Annotated in this window: 13 protein-coding genes; 5 read left to right on the forward strand and 8 right to left on the reverse strand. The window is 41.2% G+C overall.

Annotated features, from left to right (window positions below; all coding sequences use genetic code 11):
- Window positions 1-405 precede the first annotated feature (405 nt).
- The gene (locus tag MST18_RS12040) at window positions 406-1,653 is read left to right on the forward strand and encodes an exonuclease SbcCD subunit D (protein WP_180133711.1); all 1,248 of its coding nucleotides are present in this window, start codon (window positions 406-408) and stop codon (window positions 1,651-1,653) included.
- Window positions 1,654-1,662: 9 nt separating this feature from the next.
- On the forward strand, window positions 1,663-5,274 hold the full coding sequence (locus MST18_RS12045; protein ID WP_180133710.1) for an AAA family ATPase: 3,612 nt from the start codon (window positions 1,663-1,665) through the stop codon (window positions 5,272-5,274).
- Between the two features lie 48 nt (window positions 5,275-5,322).
- Here the strand turns inward: MST18_RS12045 and MST18_RS12050 are convergent, their stop codons facing one another.
- Together MST18_RS12050 and MST18_RS12055 are read right to left on the reverse strand one after the other, a co-directional pair.
- Window positions 5,323-6,123 (reverse strand): thioesterase family protein, encoded by an 801-nt coding sequence (locus MST18_RS12050; RefSeq protein WP_180133709.1) that lies wholly within the window; start codon window positions 6,121-6,123, stop codon window positions 5,323-5,325.
- A gap of 193 nt (window positions 6,124-6,316) precedes the next feature.
- Window positions 6,317-7,003: a YggS family pyridoxal phosphate-dependent enzyme gene (locus MST18_RS12055; protein ID WP_180133708.1), complete on the reverse strand. Its 687-nt coding sequence runs from the start codon at window positions 7,001-7,003 to the stop codon at window positions 6,317-6,319.
- A 125-nt stretch (window positions 7,004-7,128) separates the two neighbouring features.
- Between MST18_RS12055 and MST18_RS12060 the strand changes: the two genes are divergently transcribed.
- Window positions 7,129-8,166 carry a type IV pilus twitching motility protein PilT gene (locus tag MST18_RS12060; RefSeq protein WP_078190026.1) on the forward strand — a complete coding sequence of 346 codons (1,038 nt, stop codon included), beginning with the start codon at window positions 7,129-7,131 and terminating at the stop codon, window positions 8,164-8,166.
- Window positions 8,167-8,193: 27 nt separating this feature from the next.
- Window positions 8,194-9,315 carry a PilT/PilU family type 4a pilus ATPase gene (locus MST18_RS12065; RefSeq protein WP_111885266.1) on the forward strand — a complete coding sequence of 374 codons (1,122 nt, stop codon included), beginning with the start codon at window positions 8,194-8,196 and terminating at the stop codon, window positions 9,313-9,315.
- 79 nt (window positions 9,316-9,394) lie between these two features.
- On the opposite strand, the gene fur is transcribed toward MST18_RS12065, so the two are convergent.
- Window positions 9,395-9,832 carry a ferric iron uptake transcriptional regulator gene (gene fur, locus MST18_RS12070; protein ID WP_078193101.1) on the reverse strand — a complete coding sequence of 146 codons (438 nt, stop codon included), beginning with the start codon at window positions 9,830-9,832 and terminating at the stop codon, window positions 9,395-9,397.
- A 112-nt stretch (window positions 9,833-9,944) separates the two neighbouring features.
- Here fur and MST18_RS12075 point away from each other — a divergent pair, with 112 nt between their 5' ends.
- On the forward strand, window positions 9,945-10,343 hold the full coding sequence (locus MST18_RS12075) for an outer membrane protein assembly factor BamE (RefSeq protein WP_078193102.1): 399 nt from the start codon (window positions 9,945-9,947) through the stop codon (window positions 10,341-10,343).
- Window positions 10,344-10,386: 43 nt separating this feature from the next.
- Here MST18_RS12075 and MST18_RS12080 read toward each other — a convergent pair whose 3' ends face one another.
- The 5 genes from MST18_RS12080 to argB all read right to left on the reverse strand — a co-directional run bounded on the left by MST18_RS12080 (window position 10,387) and on the right by argB (window position 14,623).
- The gene (locus MST18_RS12080; RefSeq protein WP_111885267.1) at window positions 10,387-10,713 is read right to left on the reverse strand and encodes an RnfH family protein; all 327 of its coding nucleotides are present in this window, start codon (window positions 10,711-10,713) and stop codon (window positions 10,387-10,389) included.
- Complete coding sequence (locus MST18_RS12085) at window positions 10,713-11,795, reverse strand: hypothetical protein (RefSeq protein ID WP_180133707.1); 1,083 nt, start codon at window positions 11,793-11,795, stop codon at window positions 10,713-10,715. The genes MST18_RS12080 and MST18_RS12085 overlap by 1 nt, the downstream gene beginning before the upstream one ends.
- 142 nt (window positions 11,796-11,937) lie before the next feature.
- Window positions 11,938-12,393 carry a bacteriohemerythrin gene (locus tag MST18_RS12090; protein WP_078190032.1) on the reverse strand — a complete coding sequence of 152 codons (456 nt, stop codon included), beginning with the start codon at window positions 12,391-12,393 and terminating at the stop codon, window positions 11,938-11,940.
- A gap of 263 nt (window positions 12,394-12,656) precedes the next feature.
- The gene (locus MST18_RS12095) at window positions 12,657-13,505 is read right to left on the reverse strand and encodes a class II glutamine amidotransferase (RefSeq protein WP_180133706.1); all 849 of its coding nucleotides are present in this window, start codon (window positions 13,503-13,505) and stop codon (window positions 12,657-12,659) included.
- A 209-nt stretch (window positions 13,506-13,714) separates the two neighbouring features.
- A complete protein-coding gene (argB, locus tag MST18_RS12100; protein ID WP_078190033.1) occupies window positions 13,715-14,623 on the reverse strand; it encodes an acetylglutamate kinase in 909 nt (302 codons plus the stop codon).
- Window positions 14,624-14,631 lie beyond the last annotated feature (8 nt).

The following is a 14,631-nucleotide window of genomic DNA, read 5'->3' on the forward strand; positions in this document are numbered from 1 at the left end:
TTCCCTAATCAGTAACCCCAGACTTCATGGTGACCTCTTAGAATGCTCTGTACAGACTCCACCGATGCATTGCATTACCAATACATTTACTCGTAGTTTTGAAGTTAAAGATTTCGACCAAATCACTAAGAAAAATCTGGTACAAGATGGCCAAATTGCTATAGAAAAATTTGTGACTTGGATAATACTGGCAAGGCTATTTCATAAATCCAGCCCATAATACTTTTTGCCTCCTGCAAGTAGATGCAAATGCACATTAAGGAAGTTATCGCATAGTTTAGATTGGGTACTTTGTAACTGTCGATAACGACTTAGTTGGACTGATGAATGATTAATCTCCCTCTTAAACATAACCATCTGTGATACTTTATAGCCCAATCAATTTTTTGATTTTTTGGTGCTTGCATGACTGTTCGTTTTTTTCATACTTCAGATTGGCATTTAGGACAATTTTTTCATAATCATGAGCGTGACTACGAGCACACCCAATTTTTAAATTGGTTACTTGAGCAAATCCAAGAAAAACAACCGAATGCATTACTGATTGCAGGCGATATTTTTGATGTGGTGAATCCAGCATCCAGTGCACAAAAACAACTGTATCAATTTTTAACCGATGCCCATGCTATTGCCCCACATATGCAAACCTTGATGATTGCAGGTAACCACGATTCGGGTTATCGCATTGAACAGGTTGAGCCTTTTTTAGCAAAGTTTAATGCCAAAGCCGTGGGGATTATTTCAAAACAAAACCAGCAATTTGACCTCGATCGTTTACTTGTCCCGATTTATGATGCTAATAAAAACATCATTGCATGGTGTTTAACTTTACCTTATTTACGCAGTGCTGAAATCACAGGTTTAAATGAGCAAACCACCAACAGTCAAAATGCCATTGCTTATTTACATCAGCAGTTGATTACGGCAGCAAAAGCTCGTAAACAGCCTGATCAGGCGTTGATTCTGATGTCACATGCACATATGCAAGGCGGTGAAACGTCTGATTCGGAACGCCCGATTGTGGTCGGTAATGAAGAAGCTTTATCAACAGCGTTGTTTGATGATGTGATTGATTATGTGGCACTTGGACACTTGCATAAACCGCAAAAAGTGGGACAAACGCATATTCGTTATAGTGGTTCACCTATTCCATTGTCATTTAGTGAACGAAATTATAAACATCAAGTGGTCGATGTCCGTATTGATCCTAAAGCAAGCGTAACTGAGCGCTGCCAATACGAATCGCTGATTATTCCTCGTACCGTTGATTTAATTCGGATTCGTGAAGAATTAAAAGATTTGATTAGTGCTGTACAAGCCTTACCGCAAGGTGAAATTGAACATTTGAATGCGCGACATTTTTTAGAGATCGAGTACACCACCGATGCACCGCCCCCTGTCGATTTACGTCAGCAAATTGAAATGGCACTACCTCCAAATCGTTATCGTTTGCTGCGGATTGCGCGCATCTATCAAAAGCAAACTGAGCAACATGACACTTTCACTACAGTCGATCTTAAACCACCAACGCCTGAACGACTGTTCTTGAATCTTTGGGAAAAGATGGGCTATGAGCAAGATGAATCGGTTAAACGTGATTTTTTAACATTGCTCGAAGCCGCGCAACACGATTTGGATCAAAAAGTACAATAAGGATATGCCATGAAAATTTTACGACTCAGTTTAAACAACTTGGCATCTTTGGCGGGTGAACAACATATCCATTTTGAAAATAGTCCATTATCTCAAGCAGGTTTAATTGCGATTACGGGAAAAACAGGTGCAGGTAAATCCACGCTACTCGATGCCATGTGTTTAGCCCTCTATGACGAAGTACCTCGTCTGCGTGGCGCTGCGGGCAGTATTCGCGATGTTGGTGGTAAAGATATTTCCATTAAAGATTCCAAAAATATTTTGCGCCGTGGGACGACTTCAGGTTTTGCTGAACTCGAATTTATTGCCCTGGATGGCAAACGCTACCAAGCGCGTTGGGACATTAGCCGTGCGCGTAAAAAAATCGATGGTAATCTCAAAGTTGAGCGCGCTGTCATCTGCCTTGATGACGGTACGACCCTGACCCAAAAAATCTCTGAAGTCACTCCACTGATCGAAAAGCTGATTGGTTTAAGTTTTGAGCAATTTACTCGTGCGGTGTTATTGGCACAATCTGAGGTTGGGGCATTTTTAAAAGCCAAAGATCATGAACGTGCCGACTTGTTGGAATATCTCACGAATTCGCAAATTTTTAGCGAAGTGAGTAAAAAAGCAGCAGATAAATATAGTGAAATCAAACAGCAACGTGCCGACTTAGAAAAACATATTGGACATTTAGAGATTTTATCGGAAGATGAACTCGCCACGCTCAATCAACAACATCACGCCATAAAACTTGCCTTACATCATTTAGCACAATCCGAAAAATTGCTCGAAAATGATCTGAAATGGCACAAAGATAAACATGAGCTATATGCAAGTGTTCAAGCGAAAAAAGAAGTCTATGATGTTCAAGTGGACGCTGATCTAAAACTGCAACCACAAAAAAAATTATTAGCACAATTGGATTCATTTCAGCCGATTCGTGCACAGTATGAGAGACAAAATGCTGCTCAACTGCAACTTAATCAATTGACACAAGCACTGAGAGATTTTCAGCCGCAGTTACAACAGGCTCAATCGCAACACGAACAAGCACTACAGCAATTACATCAAGCTGAGCAACATGCGCAATTATGGCAAACACACCTCGAACAGCTTAAACCGCAATTAGAAATTGCGTATCAACTCGATCACGACATTCAAAGCAAAATTAAGCAACATCAGAGTGTTAAGCTTGAGCAACAACAATTTGCCCATCACCACGTTCAACCCCTTGAGCAACAATGCGCTCAGCAGCAAGCAAACTTAAATCAAGCGCTGCAACGCAAGCAACAACTCGAACAACAACTCCAGCAACAACAGCAATGGGCAATTTTTGATGCAACATTTGCCACCACTGCACAACGTCTAGATGATTATGTACAGCAATATCAAGCTTTGAACAGCAAACAACCTGAATTATTGCAACAGTCAGTAGAGAGCTTGCAACAACAATACACTGACCTCAAACAACGTATGCAGTCATGGTCAGCGCAATACCAAGACATTGCCTTACTTGAGAAAAAAACGCAGCAAACTCAGCAAACATTGCAGCAGCAAGATCAAGCTACTCGCATTTTGGAACGTCTTGAACAACAAGCCACACACCTCTTACAGCACGAGCAACAATGTCAGCAATTGCAACGACAATTACAAGCCGATGCAAAAATTGCAGCGGATTTAAAACAGCAGACCATTACACAGCAGCAACACGTACAACTTAGCCAAACGTCTCTGCAACAACTCGAGCAAATGTTCGAACAGCAGCGTTTGCTGCAACATCAGAGTGTGCAAGATTTACGCGCCCAACTGAAACCGAATGAAGCCTGTATGGTCTGTGGTAGCCATGCTCATCCCTTTGTGGAACATAAAGATTTGCTGAAGCATGCTTTGGAACAATTGCAAGACCAACAATTACAGCAAGCCAAAAAAGATCACGAGCATCTGTGCAAACAGCTGAATCAATTAGAAATACAATCTTCAAAAATCGAAGCAACGACGCAGCAACAACAGCGTCAAATCGATGAACTATCACAAAGCATCAGCGTGCAGAAGCATAAGTTTGACAATGAACTACGATCACAGCAGTTGGACTTTGATACACAGCAATCTTCTGCTGATCTTTTACAACAGATTCAAGTGGCTTTAGCGCAATCAACGCAAACAACGCAACATCTGCTTGATGATTTACAGCAAGATCAACACACCCTCCAAACATGGCGTTCAACACAGCGACAAGCTGAACAACTACAATATGGTTTACAACAGCGACAACAACTCGAATACCTGATCGAACCTATTACTCAGCAACTTAATACCATGCAGCAACAGCATTGGCAGGTGCATTCACTCCATTATGCTCAACAGATCTTGCAGGAATTACAACAACGTCAGCAATTATTAACGCTGATCAATGAGCAACAAAAACAGTGTGAGCAGTTGCAGGCTGAACAGAATCAACAGCAATTAAAACTTGAATTTTTACAAAAACAATCTCAGGAAAAATTAGATCAATTGGCAGAGATTTCTAGCGCTGGTAAACACTTACGTGAACAACTCAATACTCTGACCGAAACCTATGCAGGTCGTCAGTATCAGTATGTCAGCGAATGGCAAGCAACGCTTGATCGAGAACAGCAGCAATTACAAAACGCAATTACTGAAATACGTCAGCAGCTCAAAGGCTCTGAAGACGTATTACAGCAATTGCTTTTAAAACAGCAAAATTTAAATAGTCAAATCAGCTTAAATACACAACAGCTTCAGCAGGCAAGCCAACACATTGCAACATGGCAAGAAACGCATCCTGATTTCTATCCAAGTCTTATTGAACAATGTTTGACGATTAACCATGACCAGCACCAAGACATCCGTCACAACTTATTGAATCATCAGTACACATTGGATACTGCCAAGACTTCATGGCAAACGCTTGAAGAACAATATCAAAAGCATCTCAAACAACAGCCTGAACTCAGCTTTGAAGAGCTACAAAGCAAACTGATGACATTGGCATCGGAGAAAGCGCAGCAGCAAAATGCGTTTAACGAAGCTGATGCGCAACTGCGTATGAATGCTAATAATCAAAGTAACTACGCCAAATATCAATCACAGATTGAGCAAATCAAAACTGAAGAATATCGTTGGGGTCGCATCTACGACTTAATTGGGCACAAAGAAGGCACGAAATTTAAGAAAATCGCCCAAGAGCATCATTTGGATATCTTGGTGGAATATGCTAACCAACAATTACAGCCTCTTTCACAGCGCTATCAATTACATCGTATTCCTGACAGTTTAAGTCTAGCGATTATCGACCTCGATATGAACAGCGAAGTCCGCCCTGTCCTCTCCCTATCTGGTGGTGAAACTTTCTTGGTATCTTTAGCGCTGGCTTTAGCGATTGCCAATATGGCGTCAGGCTCCATGAAGCTCGAATCACTGTTTATTGATGAAGGTTTTGGTACGCTTGACCCTGCCTCGTTACATATGGTGATGAATGCACTCGATCACTTACAAAGTCAGGGTCGTAAAGTTGTCTTGATCTCGCATGTACATGAAATGCATGAACGGATTCCAGTACAGATTCAAGTCAAACCTGTCGGTGCTGGTGCAAGCACCATCCAAATCGTATCTTAAAAAAAGCCTGCTTAAAGCAGGCTTTATAATTTTTGATTCTCTAGATCATTACGTCCCGAGTGGACGTAGCGTTAAAATCTGTTCACTACGCCCAAATGGGCCATGGACATCATGCAATACAGAACTACTCAAACCAACACCATCCGCTCCATACTGCTGCACGGTTTCCAGACCTAACCACTGTCCCTGTGGTAAACGGTGCAAATGGATTTGTAGATCCAGATTTGGAAAGCCCCAGCCAAATGGCCAATCCTGACGCGGAACAATACCATTGGCGGTATCAACCATGCCCATTAAACGGACAAAATCAGCAGTCGGCTCACCTTCAACCATGTCATGCTGTGTTCTCAGCCACACAATGCCTTGACCTGCACGGCGCCCATGGCTTCTTGCTTCAATCGACTGAATATATCCCCCCGGCCACTGACGGATACCGTCCCAAATCGGCGCAGTTTCTGGCCCAGTCACATCAGCATCCTCCAAACCTTTCACGGACTGGCTATTTTGCGTCATCATGCGCCAAGTGCGTGCCACAATGCAGGTTTTGCCCTGAGCCCGCATTTCAGATTCAATCAGTTCAATGGTTTTTCCCGGACGAATCACTTGCGTGATTATTTCAAACTCGCCAGCAGGAATTAAGCCCAAAATATCGAGGCTAATGCGCCCGATACGCATATCATGACGTGGTGAAAAACGGTCTAATTCAGCACAAATAATGCCTGTAGCTGGTGCCATGTGTTGCTCATGTGCATTCCATGCACCTTGTGCTAAATTGGTCGAATGGTAATGTGCCGTGACACAGCCTTGCGCATCTACGTCGCGTTGAATCAACTGATAATATGCCATCATGAACTTCCCTATCTGTCCAAGTGTGAATTACTTCAATATCAAAAACATCCTGATTATTTTGTACTCAACTTTAATGGAAAGTTCAAATTAAAAGGCTCACTTTGAACCCATAGGTTTCATCTATTGTGAAAATTTATCTGCTGTGCTTACACTTTATAAGCCTAGTTTTTGAAAGCAGGCTGAATCTTCTGTCCTATTTTGAATAATCACGTGCGCCAAACAATGCTGTCCCCACGCGAACCATGGTGGATCCGGAAGCAATCGCATCTGTCATATCACCTGACATCCCCATGCTTAAGGTATCCCAATCCTCAGGTTTCGTATGCTGTGCTTTGACATGCTCAAAGAGCACTTTGGCATCAACAAAAGCTTGTGGATTATTTGGAGCAGGAATTACCATTAGTCCACGTAAGCGTAAATTCGGTAGCGTAGAAATCTGTGCGACCAAATCTGCTACTTCATTCGGCTGACAGCCATCCTTCGTATCTTGTGCGTCAATATTGACTTGTAAGCAAATATTCAAAGGTGCTTGAGTCGCTTCTCGCTGGCTTGATAAACGCTCCGCAATAATCAAACGGTCTACCCCATGCACCCAAGCAAAGTTTGAAGCCAAATGTTTGGTTTTATTGCGCTGTACATGACCAATGAAATGCCATTCAATCTCTAAATCTGCCAAAGCCTCTATTTTTTCAAACGCTTCTTGCAGATAATTTTCACCAAATGAGCGTTGCCCCGTTGTATACATTTCTCTTAGCATTTCAGCAGGATGCGTCTTAGATACAGCCAACAATTCAACCGACTGCTGTGGTCGACCCGCAAGTTGGCAAGCCTGCTCAATTTGCTGCAAGACTTGATTTCGTGCTTCTTGAAGTTTATTCATTGACGGGGTTCTCATTTCATTCATCTTTTTTTGCATTGCCCTGCAACTAAGTGTTGGTTAAGCTGTGGGAAAGCCTTATTATTCTATCAAAATAATTAAGATTTAATTTTTATCTCGGGGATTTTATGGACATTACAGAACTATTGGCCTTTGCTGCCAAAAATAACGCTTCGGATTTACATTTATCTTCTGGTATGCCACCAATGATTCGTGTGGATGGTGAAGTTCGTCGTATCAACCTTCCTGCTCTTGAACACAAAGAAGTGCACAAATTGGTTTACGACATCATGAACGATAAACAGCGTCGTGATTACGAAGAAAAATTAGAAACTGACTTTTCATTTGAAGTACCTGGTGTGGCTCGTTTCCGTGTGAACGCATTTAACCAAAACCGTGGTGCTGGTGCCGTTTTCCGTACCATTCCTTCAAAAGTACTAACCATTGAAGATCTTGGCATGGGCCAAATCTTCAAAGATATTTGTGAATATCCACGTGGCATCGTATTGGTGACCGGTCCAACAGGTTCGGGTAAATCAACCACGCTTGCTGCGATGGTTGATTACATTAACGACAACCGTTATGACCATATTTTAACGGTCGAAGACCCGATCGAATTTGTACACGAATCAAAAAAATGCTTGGTCAACCAACGTGAAGTACACCGTGATACGCACGGCTTTAACGAAGCACTTCGTTCCGCACTGCGTGAAGACCCGGATATTATCTTAGTCGGTGAGATGCGTGACCTTGAAACCATTCGTTTGGCGCTGACAGCTGCTGAAACCGGTCACTTGGTCTTCGGTACACTACATACAACCTCTGCCGCAAAAACCATTGACCGTGTGATTGACGTATTCCCTGCTGAAGAAAAAGATATGGTTCGTGCCATGTTATCCGAATCACTTCAAGCCGTAATTTCACAAACCCTACTCAAGAAAAATGGCGGTGGTCGTGTGGCTGCCCATGAAATTATGATCGGTATTCCTGCGATCCGTAACTTGATTCGTGAAAACAAAGTCGCGCAAATGTATTCTGCGATTCAAACGGGTGCCAACTACGGTATGACCACACTCGATCAAAGCCTAAAAAATCTTGTCGCAAAAGGCATTATTAGTACGCAGACTGCACGGACTGCAGCGAAGCAACCCGAATCTTTCTTGTAATTTTTTTATTTTTTGGGGGCGATCGTTATGGATTTTAACGGCTTACTTGATTATATGGTGGAGAAAAAAGCATCGGATTTATTCATTACAGCCGATGTTGAACCTTCGATTAAAATCAATGGGCAAATTTTGCCAATTGGCTCGACTAAGTTACCGGGTCCGACTGTCGGTCAAATTTTATATTCGATAATGTCTGAAAAACAGCGTAAGGAGTTTGCCGATACGCGCGAATGTAACTTTGCCATTAGTAATACCAGTAAATCTGCTCGTTTTCGTGTCAGCGCCTTTCAACAACGTGACCAGCCAGGTATGGTTCTGCGTCGTATCGAAACCGTTATTCCAACGATGGATGAGTTGAAATTACCGCCGATTTTAAAAGAATTAGCGATGACCAAGCGTGGCATTATCATTTTCGTAGGTGCAACGGGTACAGGTAAATCAACCTCTTTGGCATCTTTGATTGGCTATCGTAATGAAAATAGCAAAGGTCATATCATTACAATTGAAGACCCGATTGAATTTGTACACCAACACCGAGGCTGTATCATTACCCAACGTGAAGTGGGTATTGATACCGACTCTTTCGAAGTTGCCTTAAAGAATACGCTACGTCAGGCACCTGACGTGATTCTGATTGGTGAGATTCGTTCACGAGAAACCATGGACTATGCGATTGCCTTTGCTGAAACCGGTCACTTGGTTTTTGCAACACTGCATGCCAACAACGCCAACCAGGCCATCGATCGTATCATTCACTTCTTTGAAGCAGATCGTCATAGTCAACTGTTCATGGACTTATCTTTGAACTTAAAAGCAATGGTTGCGCAGCAATTGATTCCAACCATTGATGGTAATTCACGTCGTGCTGCCATTGAGATTTTGATCAACTCACCTTTAATTTCAGATTTAATCCGTAAGGGTGAAGTGCACGAAATTAAAGACCTGATGAAGCGTTCTCGTGAACTAGGTATGCAAACCTTTGACCAAGCTTTATATGACCTTTATAAAGCCAAGCAAATTAGCTACAAAGATGCGCTCAAACATGCCGATTCACCGAACGACCTGCGTCTACAAATTAAATTGTCTGAAGAAGGCGGTGAGCATTTACTGCGTGCAAATTCAAATATTACCTTTGATGGTCAACATTAATTCTGCATGATGCTTTCGGAAATAAAAAAACAGACCTCATATGAAGTCTGTTTTTTTATTTATTCTCATCCGCATCGGATTATTTTTTACGATATGCTTCTTGGCATTCAGGCGCATCACAATAGCCATAAAGATTTAATGAGTGACCTGTAAGTTGGAAACCAAATTTTTCTGCCACTTGATGTTGCTCATGCTCAATCACATCATTAGTAAATTCCACCACTTTATTGCAGTTTTGACACACAATATGGTCATGGTGATCTTCTTGCATAATCTCAAAAACAGAATGATTGTTTTCAAAATGATGGCGTTGAATAATACCTGCAGCTTCAAACTGTGTTAACACGCGATACACAGTTGCTAAACCCACATCTTCACCTTGTTCAAGTAAAGTCTTATAAATATCTTCTGCGCTTAAGTGATGTTGTCTTGAATTTTCAAGCAATTCCAATATTTTAATTCGTGGAAGTGTAACTTTAAGTCCAGCTTTACGTAAATCTTGATTTGAAATAGGCATGAAAAAAGGTCTCTCAACAAAATTAAAGTTGGAATATGCAACAAAGTGTAGATGCAGTATGATCTATCCTTGGATCAAATGCATCATAATTAATTTGGGATAGTTTAGCAAAATGCAAAAAATCATGCTGACGTTATTCGTCACTTCATTGCTCGTAGGCTGTTCAACCTTGGGCGTTTATAAAGTTGATATTCCACAAGGTACACCTTTAACTCAAGCACAAGCGGCTAAAATTCAAGTGGGAATGAGCCACCAACAAGTTCGCTTTTTGCTAGGTAGTCCAACTGTTGCCGATCCAATGAATCCGTTACGTTGGGACTACATTTATAAGTATACCCCAGGAACATATGCTAAAAAAGCCAAGATTCCTGCTGCACATGGTCAACACTTAAAAATCTTCTTTGACCAAAACGGTATCGTTCAAAAAATTGAAGGCTTAGAAACCATTCCAGAGTCACAACCAGGCTTACCAGGTTCTAAAGAAGCGATTTTAACTGCGCCACCACTATAGTCGCTTTCAGATAAAAATAAACCCCTAAATTTAGGGGTTTTTTTTATAAGTACAATTGTTTGAAACGATTGCCTCGACAATAACGGCCAACGGGATTTTTCTTGGCGCGATTACGACGAATATCTTTCGGATTAATGGTTAATGCACGATAGATTTCGACACGATCACCTGCTTCAAGTAACTGAGATGAATCGCTTACACGCGCCCCGAAGATTCCTAGTGTTAATTCTTCGGGTAAATCCACTTGTTTTCGAATGCCACTTTGCACAATAGCATCTTCAACCGTCATACCGGGATTAAAGCTCAGCGGAATTAATATCTGCTGTTCCACGCTCGCATAAGCGACCCATACTTGTAACTGAGCTGTCATTAGAATAACTGCCCAATCACAGCCACCAATGCCAATATTATTGACAAGGGCACTACGATACGTACGGCAATACGCCAAATATTATAAAAGGTTTCATGACTGAAGTTCATTGACTTACGTAGATGACTAATCTTCATAATCCAACCTGCGAAAATCGCATAAATCAGACAAATAATTAAGCCCCAAATCAACAAGGCAATATTAAATACTGGAACAACAGTGCTCAGTGCCCATACAAAAACCGCAACCAATAAAATCGCCCATTGCACCACTACGGCCAATTGGCGTTGTTGTAATTGTTCACGTGCCATTTGAATCAGCAATGCTGAAGCTGCGACTAAACCCACAACCAGTGCTAAAGCAGATACTTGTGCTTTTGCTGCGAAAAAGGCAAAAGCAATCACTGCCAAAAGTTGAGCGATCCAAATTGGAAATACCGTTTTGCTTGCAATCTCTTGTTGCTTCACGGCTGGTAAACTTGACTGCCAGTACAAGCCCATCCCCAAACCACTTGCTACGAGCGCCAAGACTGTTGCATTGCCCCACTCACTAAATTCGAGCGCAGTCATTTTCCACTCTGGTAAGGCAGTTCCCATAACATTCGCTAAGACTACTGCAGCAATCACACCAATAGCGGTCAAAATCACTAAAAATTGGCGTGGTACAAACGACAATGCAAATGCAATGACCGCAAGGACAGCCAAAATAATGCTATAGGCAAAGCCATTAGCTGTAAAAATTGCCACATATTGCGACGCGGCTGAAAGCATGGCACCTGCTAAAAATGGAATAAATACTACGGCAAGCCAACCGACTACACGCCATTTGGGTGAAGCATCCGCATCACGTGTTAGCGAAGACAGTGCTTGAACTGCTGTAATTTTTGAACGTTTTGCTAAAGCAATTTCCAAATAACATAGCGGTAAAGCTAAAATAAGCATTGTACCTAGCCACAACAGCCAGAAATCTAGCTGACGTTCAATTTGAATACCTGTTACCGGTGCTAAAGTTGCAATAATGATAAAAGATAAACAGAACGCCATCAGTGGCGATAACCATTTCGACATCGCATTGTCCTGCATGACAAATTCCTTTGAAAATTCTAGCGCTATTTTGCCTTGCTGTGCCTTGAAAATCAAAAACAAAAAGCAAATCACCTTAAAGGTGATTTGCTGCGCAAATAATATTATTAGATTTTAATTGTTTTTATTTCATTTTTTGAGGTTATGAAAAGAAACGTGCAAACCAATTTTTGCCTTTTTTCTTTTCTTTTTCTTTGATGATACCCATCATATTTTCTTTAACCGCACCGACATAATCAGCATCATCGTGCTGAATATGGTTAATCAGCCATTTTGAAAGCACTTCATGTAATTCATTTTCAATCGCATGCCCCATTTCAAAACGGTCACGGTAAGATTCAATTTTTTTAATAAATAAATCATGTACGCGTTTATGTGGCACACGATATTTATAACCCGCTTCTTCTTGTAAAGATTCTTCGAAGGTAAAATGTGATTGCGTGTAATCAATAATGTTTTCCAGAATTTGTTTTACACGATCACGATCTGTATTTGCGTCAATGCCATCAATTTCATTGATGTAGTCAAGAATCCGTTTGTGTTGATCGTCAATCACATCGATACCAGTATTGTATTCTGGAACCCATTTCATTTTCATTACGACCACCTATAAATATGAAGGACTTATCACGTAAATTTCATCATATAATTAAAGAACTTAAATAAAAATGAAGTAAAAAGGTTGGTTTTAATTGAAATACTGCCATTTATATTGTAATCAATTGTTTTTATTATGTTAATTTATTTAATCCCGAGTATAAAGCTAAGATATTTTTTAATCAATTCAATATCTTAGAAAACACCCTTAATTCAATAAAGTGTAAGATATTCATTTTTATAATGAATATCTTTCATTCAAAATTAATACTGATCTGCACGTGTGACACGTTTTAAAGATGGGTCCAGCCGCTCACGTTCTAAACGTTCAACAACCGTCTTTGCAGCACGTATTGGACGACCATGTTGAAATAAAATCATTTCACCCGGCTCAAATGCTGTCCAAACTTCATTTTGCGTTAAGGGTTCAGTGGTAATCACGGCAACACGGTCTTCAGGCGTAGTGACTTCACTAAAATCGACTTCAACATCAATATCAATCAACTGTGCAGGCTGAAATGGAAACTCTCGAACCAGCCAATGCAGCTTGGTAATCGCATAACTAAATAGCGCCTGCCCATTCGACAAACAAAAATTAAAGGTGCCATGTTCCGCAATTTTCGGAGAGATTCCTAATAACAGGTCAAACACCTGATCGAGTGTTGGTTCGGTATAACCAAAACGTTTCACCATTTGCTCAAGCAAATAGCAAAAGGCCAATTCACTGTCGGTATTGCCGACGGGGCTGAAGCGCCCTGTGAGTTCAGGCTGAAAGCCATGCAGGTCGCCATTATGCGCAAAAATCCACTGTCTGCCCCACAATTCACGACTAAATGGATGTGAGTTTTCAAGATTAATTTTGCCTTGTGTCGCTTTACGAATGTGTGCAATCACATTGCGAGATTTAATCGGGTAGTTTCGGATCAGCTCAGCAATCGGAGACTCTACAGCAGATTGATTGTCGACAAATAAACGACATGCTTTATCTTCAAAAAAAGCGATACCAAAGCCATCACAATGATCTGAGGTAATTCCTGCTCGCTGCGAAAATCCCCGAAACGAAAAAGTAATATCGGTGGGAGTCGCACAATTCATTCCGAGCAGCTGGCACATATTGATCATTTCAGCAGTAAATCTATGATTTCTCTATTGTGCATGACAGTTTTAGTTGTTGTAAATCTAAAATCGGCGCCATTGTAGGAGTTTTTATAATCCAACAGGGCAAATACATTATTTGATCTTTTCAAAAGTTACTTAGCCAACTGATAAATAATAAAAAAGCCTCAAAAGAGGCTTTTTTATATCAAAAAATGCTAAATATCTTAAGCTTTTTTCACATTGGTTCGATTGGTGATTAATGTACCCACACCATGATCCGTAAAGATTTCAAGTAATGTTGCATGAGGTACACGACCATCAACAATATGTGCGCTGATTACGCCACCTTTGACTGCATCTAATGCACAGCCAACTTTCGGAATCATGCCGCCGTAAATCACGCCAGTTTCAATCAAACGATCAACTTCTTGGGTGGTTAACCCAGTCAGCAGATTTTTATTTTCGTCTAAAACACCCGTGATATTGGTCAATAGAATTAGCTTTTCCGCACCCAATGCTTCCGCCACTTTACCTGCAACCAAGTCAGCATTGATGTTATAGGTATTGCCGTCTTCGTCTACACCTAATGGTGCAATCACAGGAATAAAATCGCTTTGGGTAAACATTTCAAGTACGTCAGTTTTCACACCAACCACTTCGCCAACTAGACCTAAATCAATCTGTTTTACTGAACCATCTTCGGCAGTTTTTTCCATCAATAATTTTTGCGCACGGATCAAATTACCATCTTTACCGGTTAAACCAATCGCACGGCCACCGTGTTTATTGATTAAGTTCACAATCGATTTGTTCACGCTGCCGCCCAAGACCATCTCGACAACTTCCATCGTTGCAGGATCAGTCACGCGCATACCGTCGATACGATCAGACTCACGGCCTAATTGTTTGAGGAATGAATCCACTTGTGGACCACCGCCATGAACCACAATCGGATTTAAACCAACCGTTTTCAGCAGCACGATATCACGTGCAAATGAGCTCTCAAGCTCAGGATCGGTCATGGCATTACCACCATACTTCACTACCAGCGTCTTACCCGCAAAACGTTGAATATACGGCAAAGCTTCCGTCAGGATTTGTGCTTTGTCGATGCCAGTATGTTGATGTGGCATTTGCCTCT

The sequence above is a fragment of the Acinetobacter sp. YH12068_T genome (assembly GCF_024606005.1).
Taxonomy (GTDB): domain Bacteria; phylum Pseudomonadota; class Gammaproteobacteria; order Pseudomonadales; family Moraxellaceae; genus Acinetobacter; species Acinetobacter amyesii.

Coding starts and splice junctions, on each gene's coding strand:
- MST18_RS12040 (WP_180133711.1), top strand. CDS start 406: ATGACTGTTCGTTTTTTTCATACTTCAGATTGGCATTTAGGACAATTT.
- MST18_RS12045 (WP_180133710.1), top strand. CDS start 1,663: ATGAAAATTTTACGACTCAGTTTAAACAACTTGGCATCTTTGGCGGGT.
- MST18_RS12050 (WP_180133709.1), bottom strand. CDS start 6,123: ATGATGGCATATTATCAGTTGATTCAACGCGACGTAGATGCGCAAGGC.
- MST18_RS12055 (WP_180133708.1), bottom strand. CDS start 7,003: ATGAATAAACTTCAAGAAGCACGAAATCAAGTCTTGCAGCAAATTGAG.
- MST18_RS12060 (WP_078190026.1), top strand. CDS start 7,129: ATGGACATTACAGAACTATTGGCCTTTGCTGCCAAAAATAACGCTTCG.
- MST18_RS12065 (WP_111885266.1), top strand. CDS start 8,194: ATGGATTTTAACGGCTTACTTGATTATATGGTGGAGAAAAAAGCATCG.
- fur (WP_078193101.1), bottom strand. CDS start 9,832: ATGCCTATTTCAAATCAAGATTTACGTAAAGCTGGACTTAAAGTTACA.
- MST18_RS12075 (WP_078193102.1), top strand. CDS start 9,945: ATGCAAAAAATCATGCTGACGTTATTCGTCACTTCATTGCTCGTAGGC.
- MST18_RS12080 (WP_111885267.1), bottom strand. CDS start 10,713: ATGACAGCTCAGTTACAAGTATGGGTCGCTTATGCGAGCGTGGAACAG.
- MST18_RS12085 (WP_180133707.1), bottom strand. CDS start 11,795: ATGCAGGACAATGCGATGTCGAAATGGTTATCGCCACTGATGGCGTTC.
- MST18_RS12090 (WP_078190032.1), bottom strand. CDS start 12,393: ATGAAAATGAAATGGGTTCCAGAATACAATACTGGTATCGATGTGATT.
- MST18_RS12095 (WP_180133706.1), bottom strand. CDS start 13,505: ATGTGCCAGCTGCTCGGAATGAATTGTGCGACTCCCACCGATATTACT.
- argB (WP_078190033.1), bottom strand. CDS start 14,623: ATGCCACATCAACATACTGGCATCGACAAAGCACAAATCCTGACGGAA.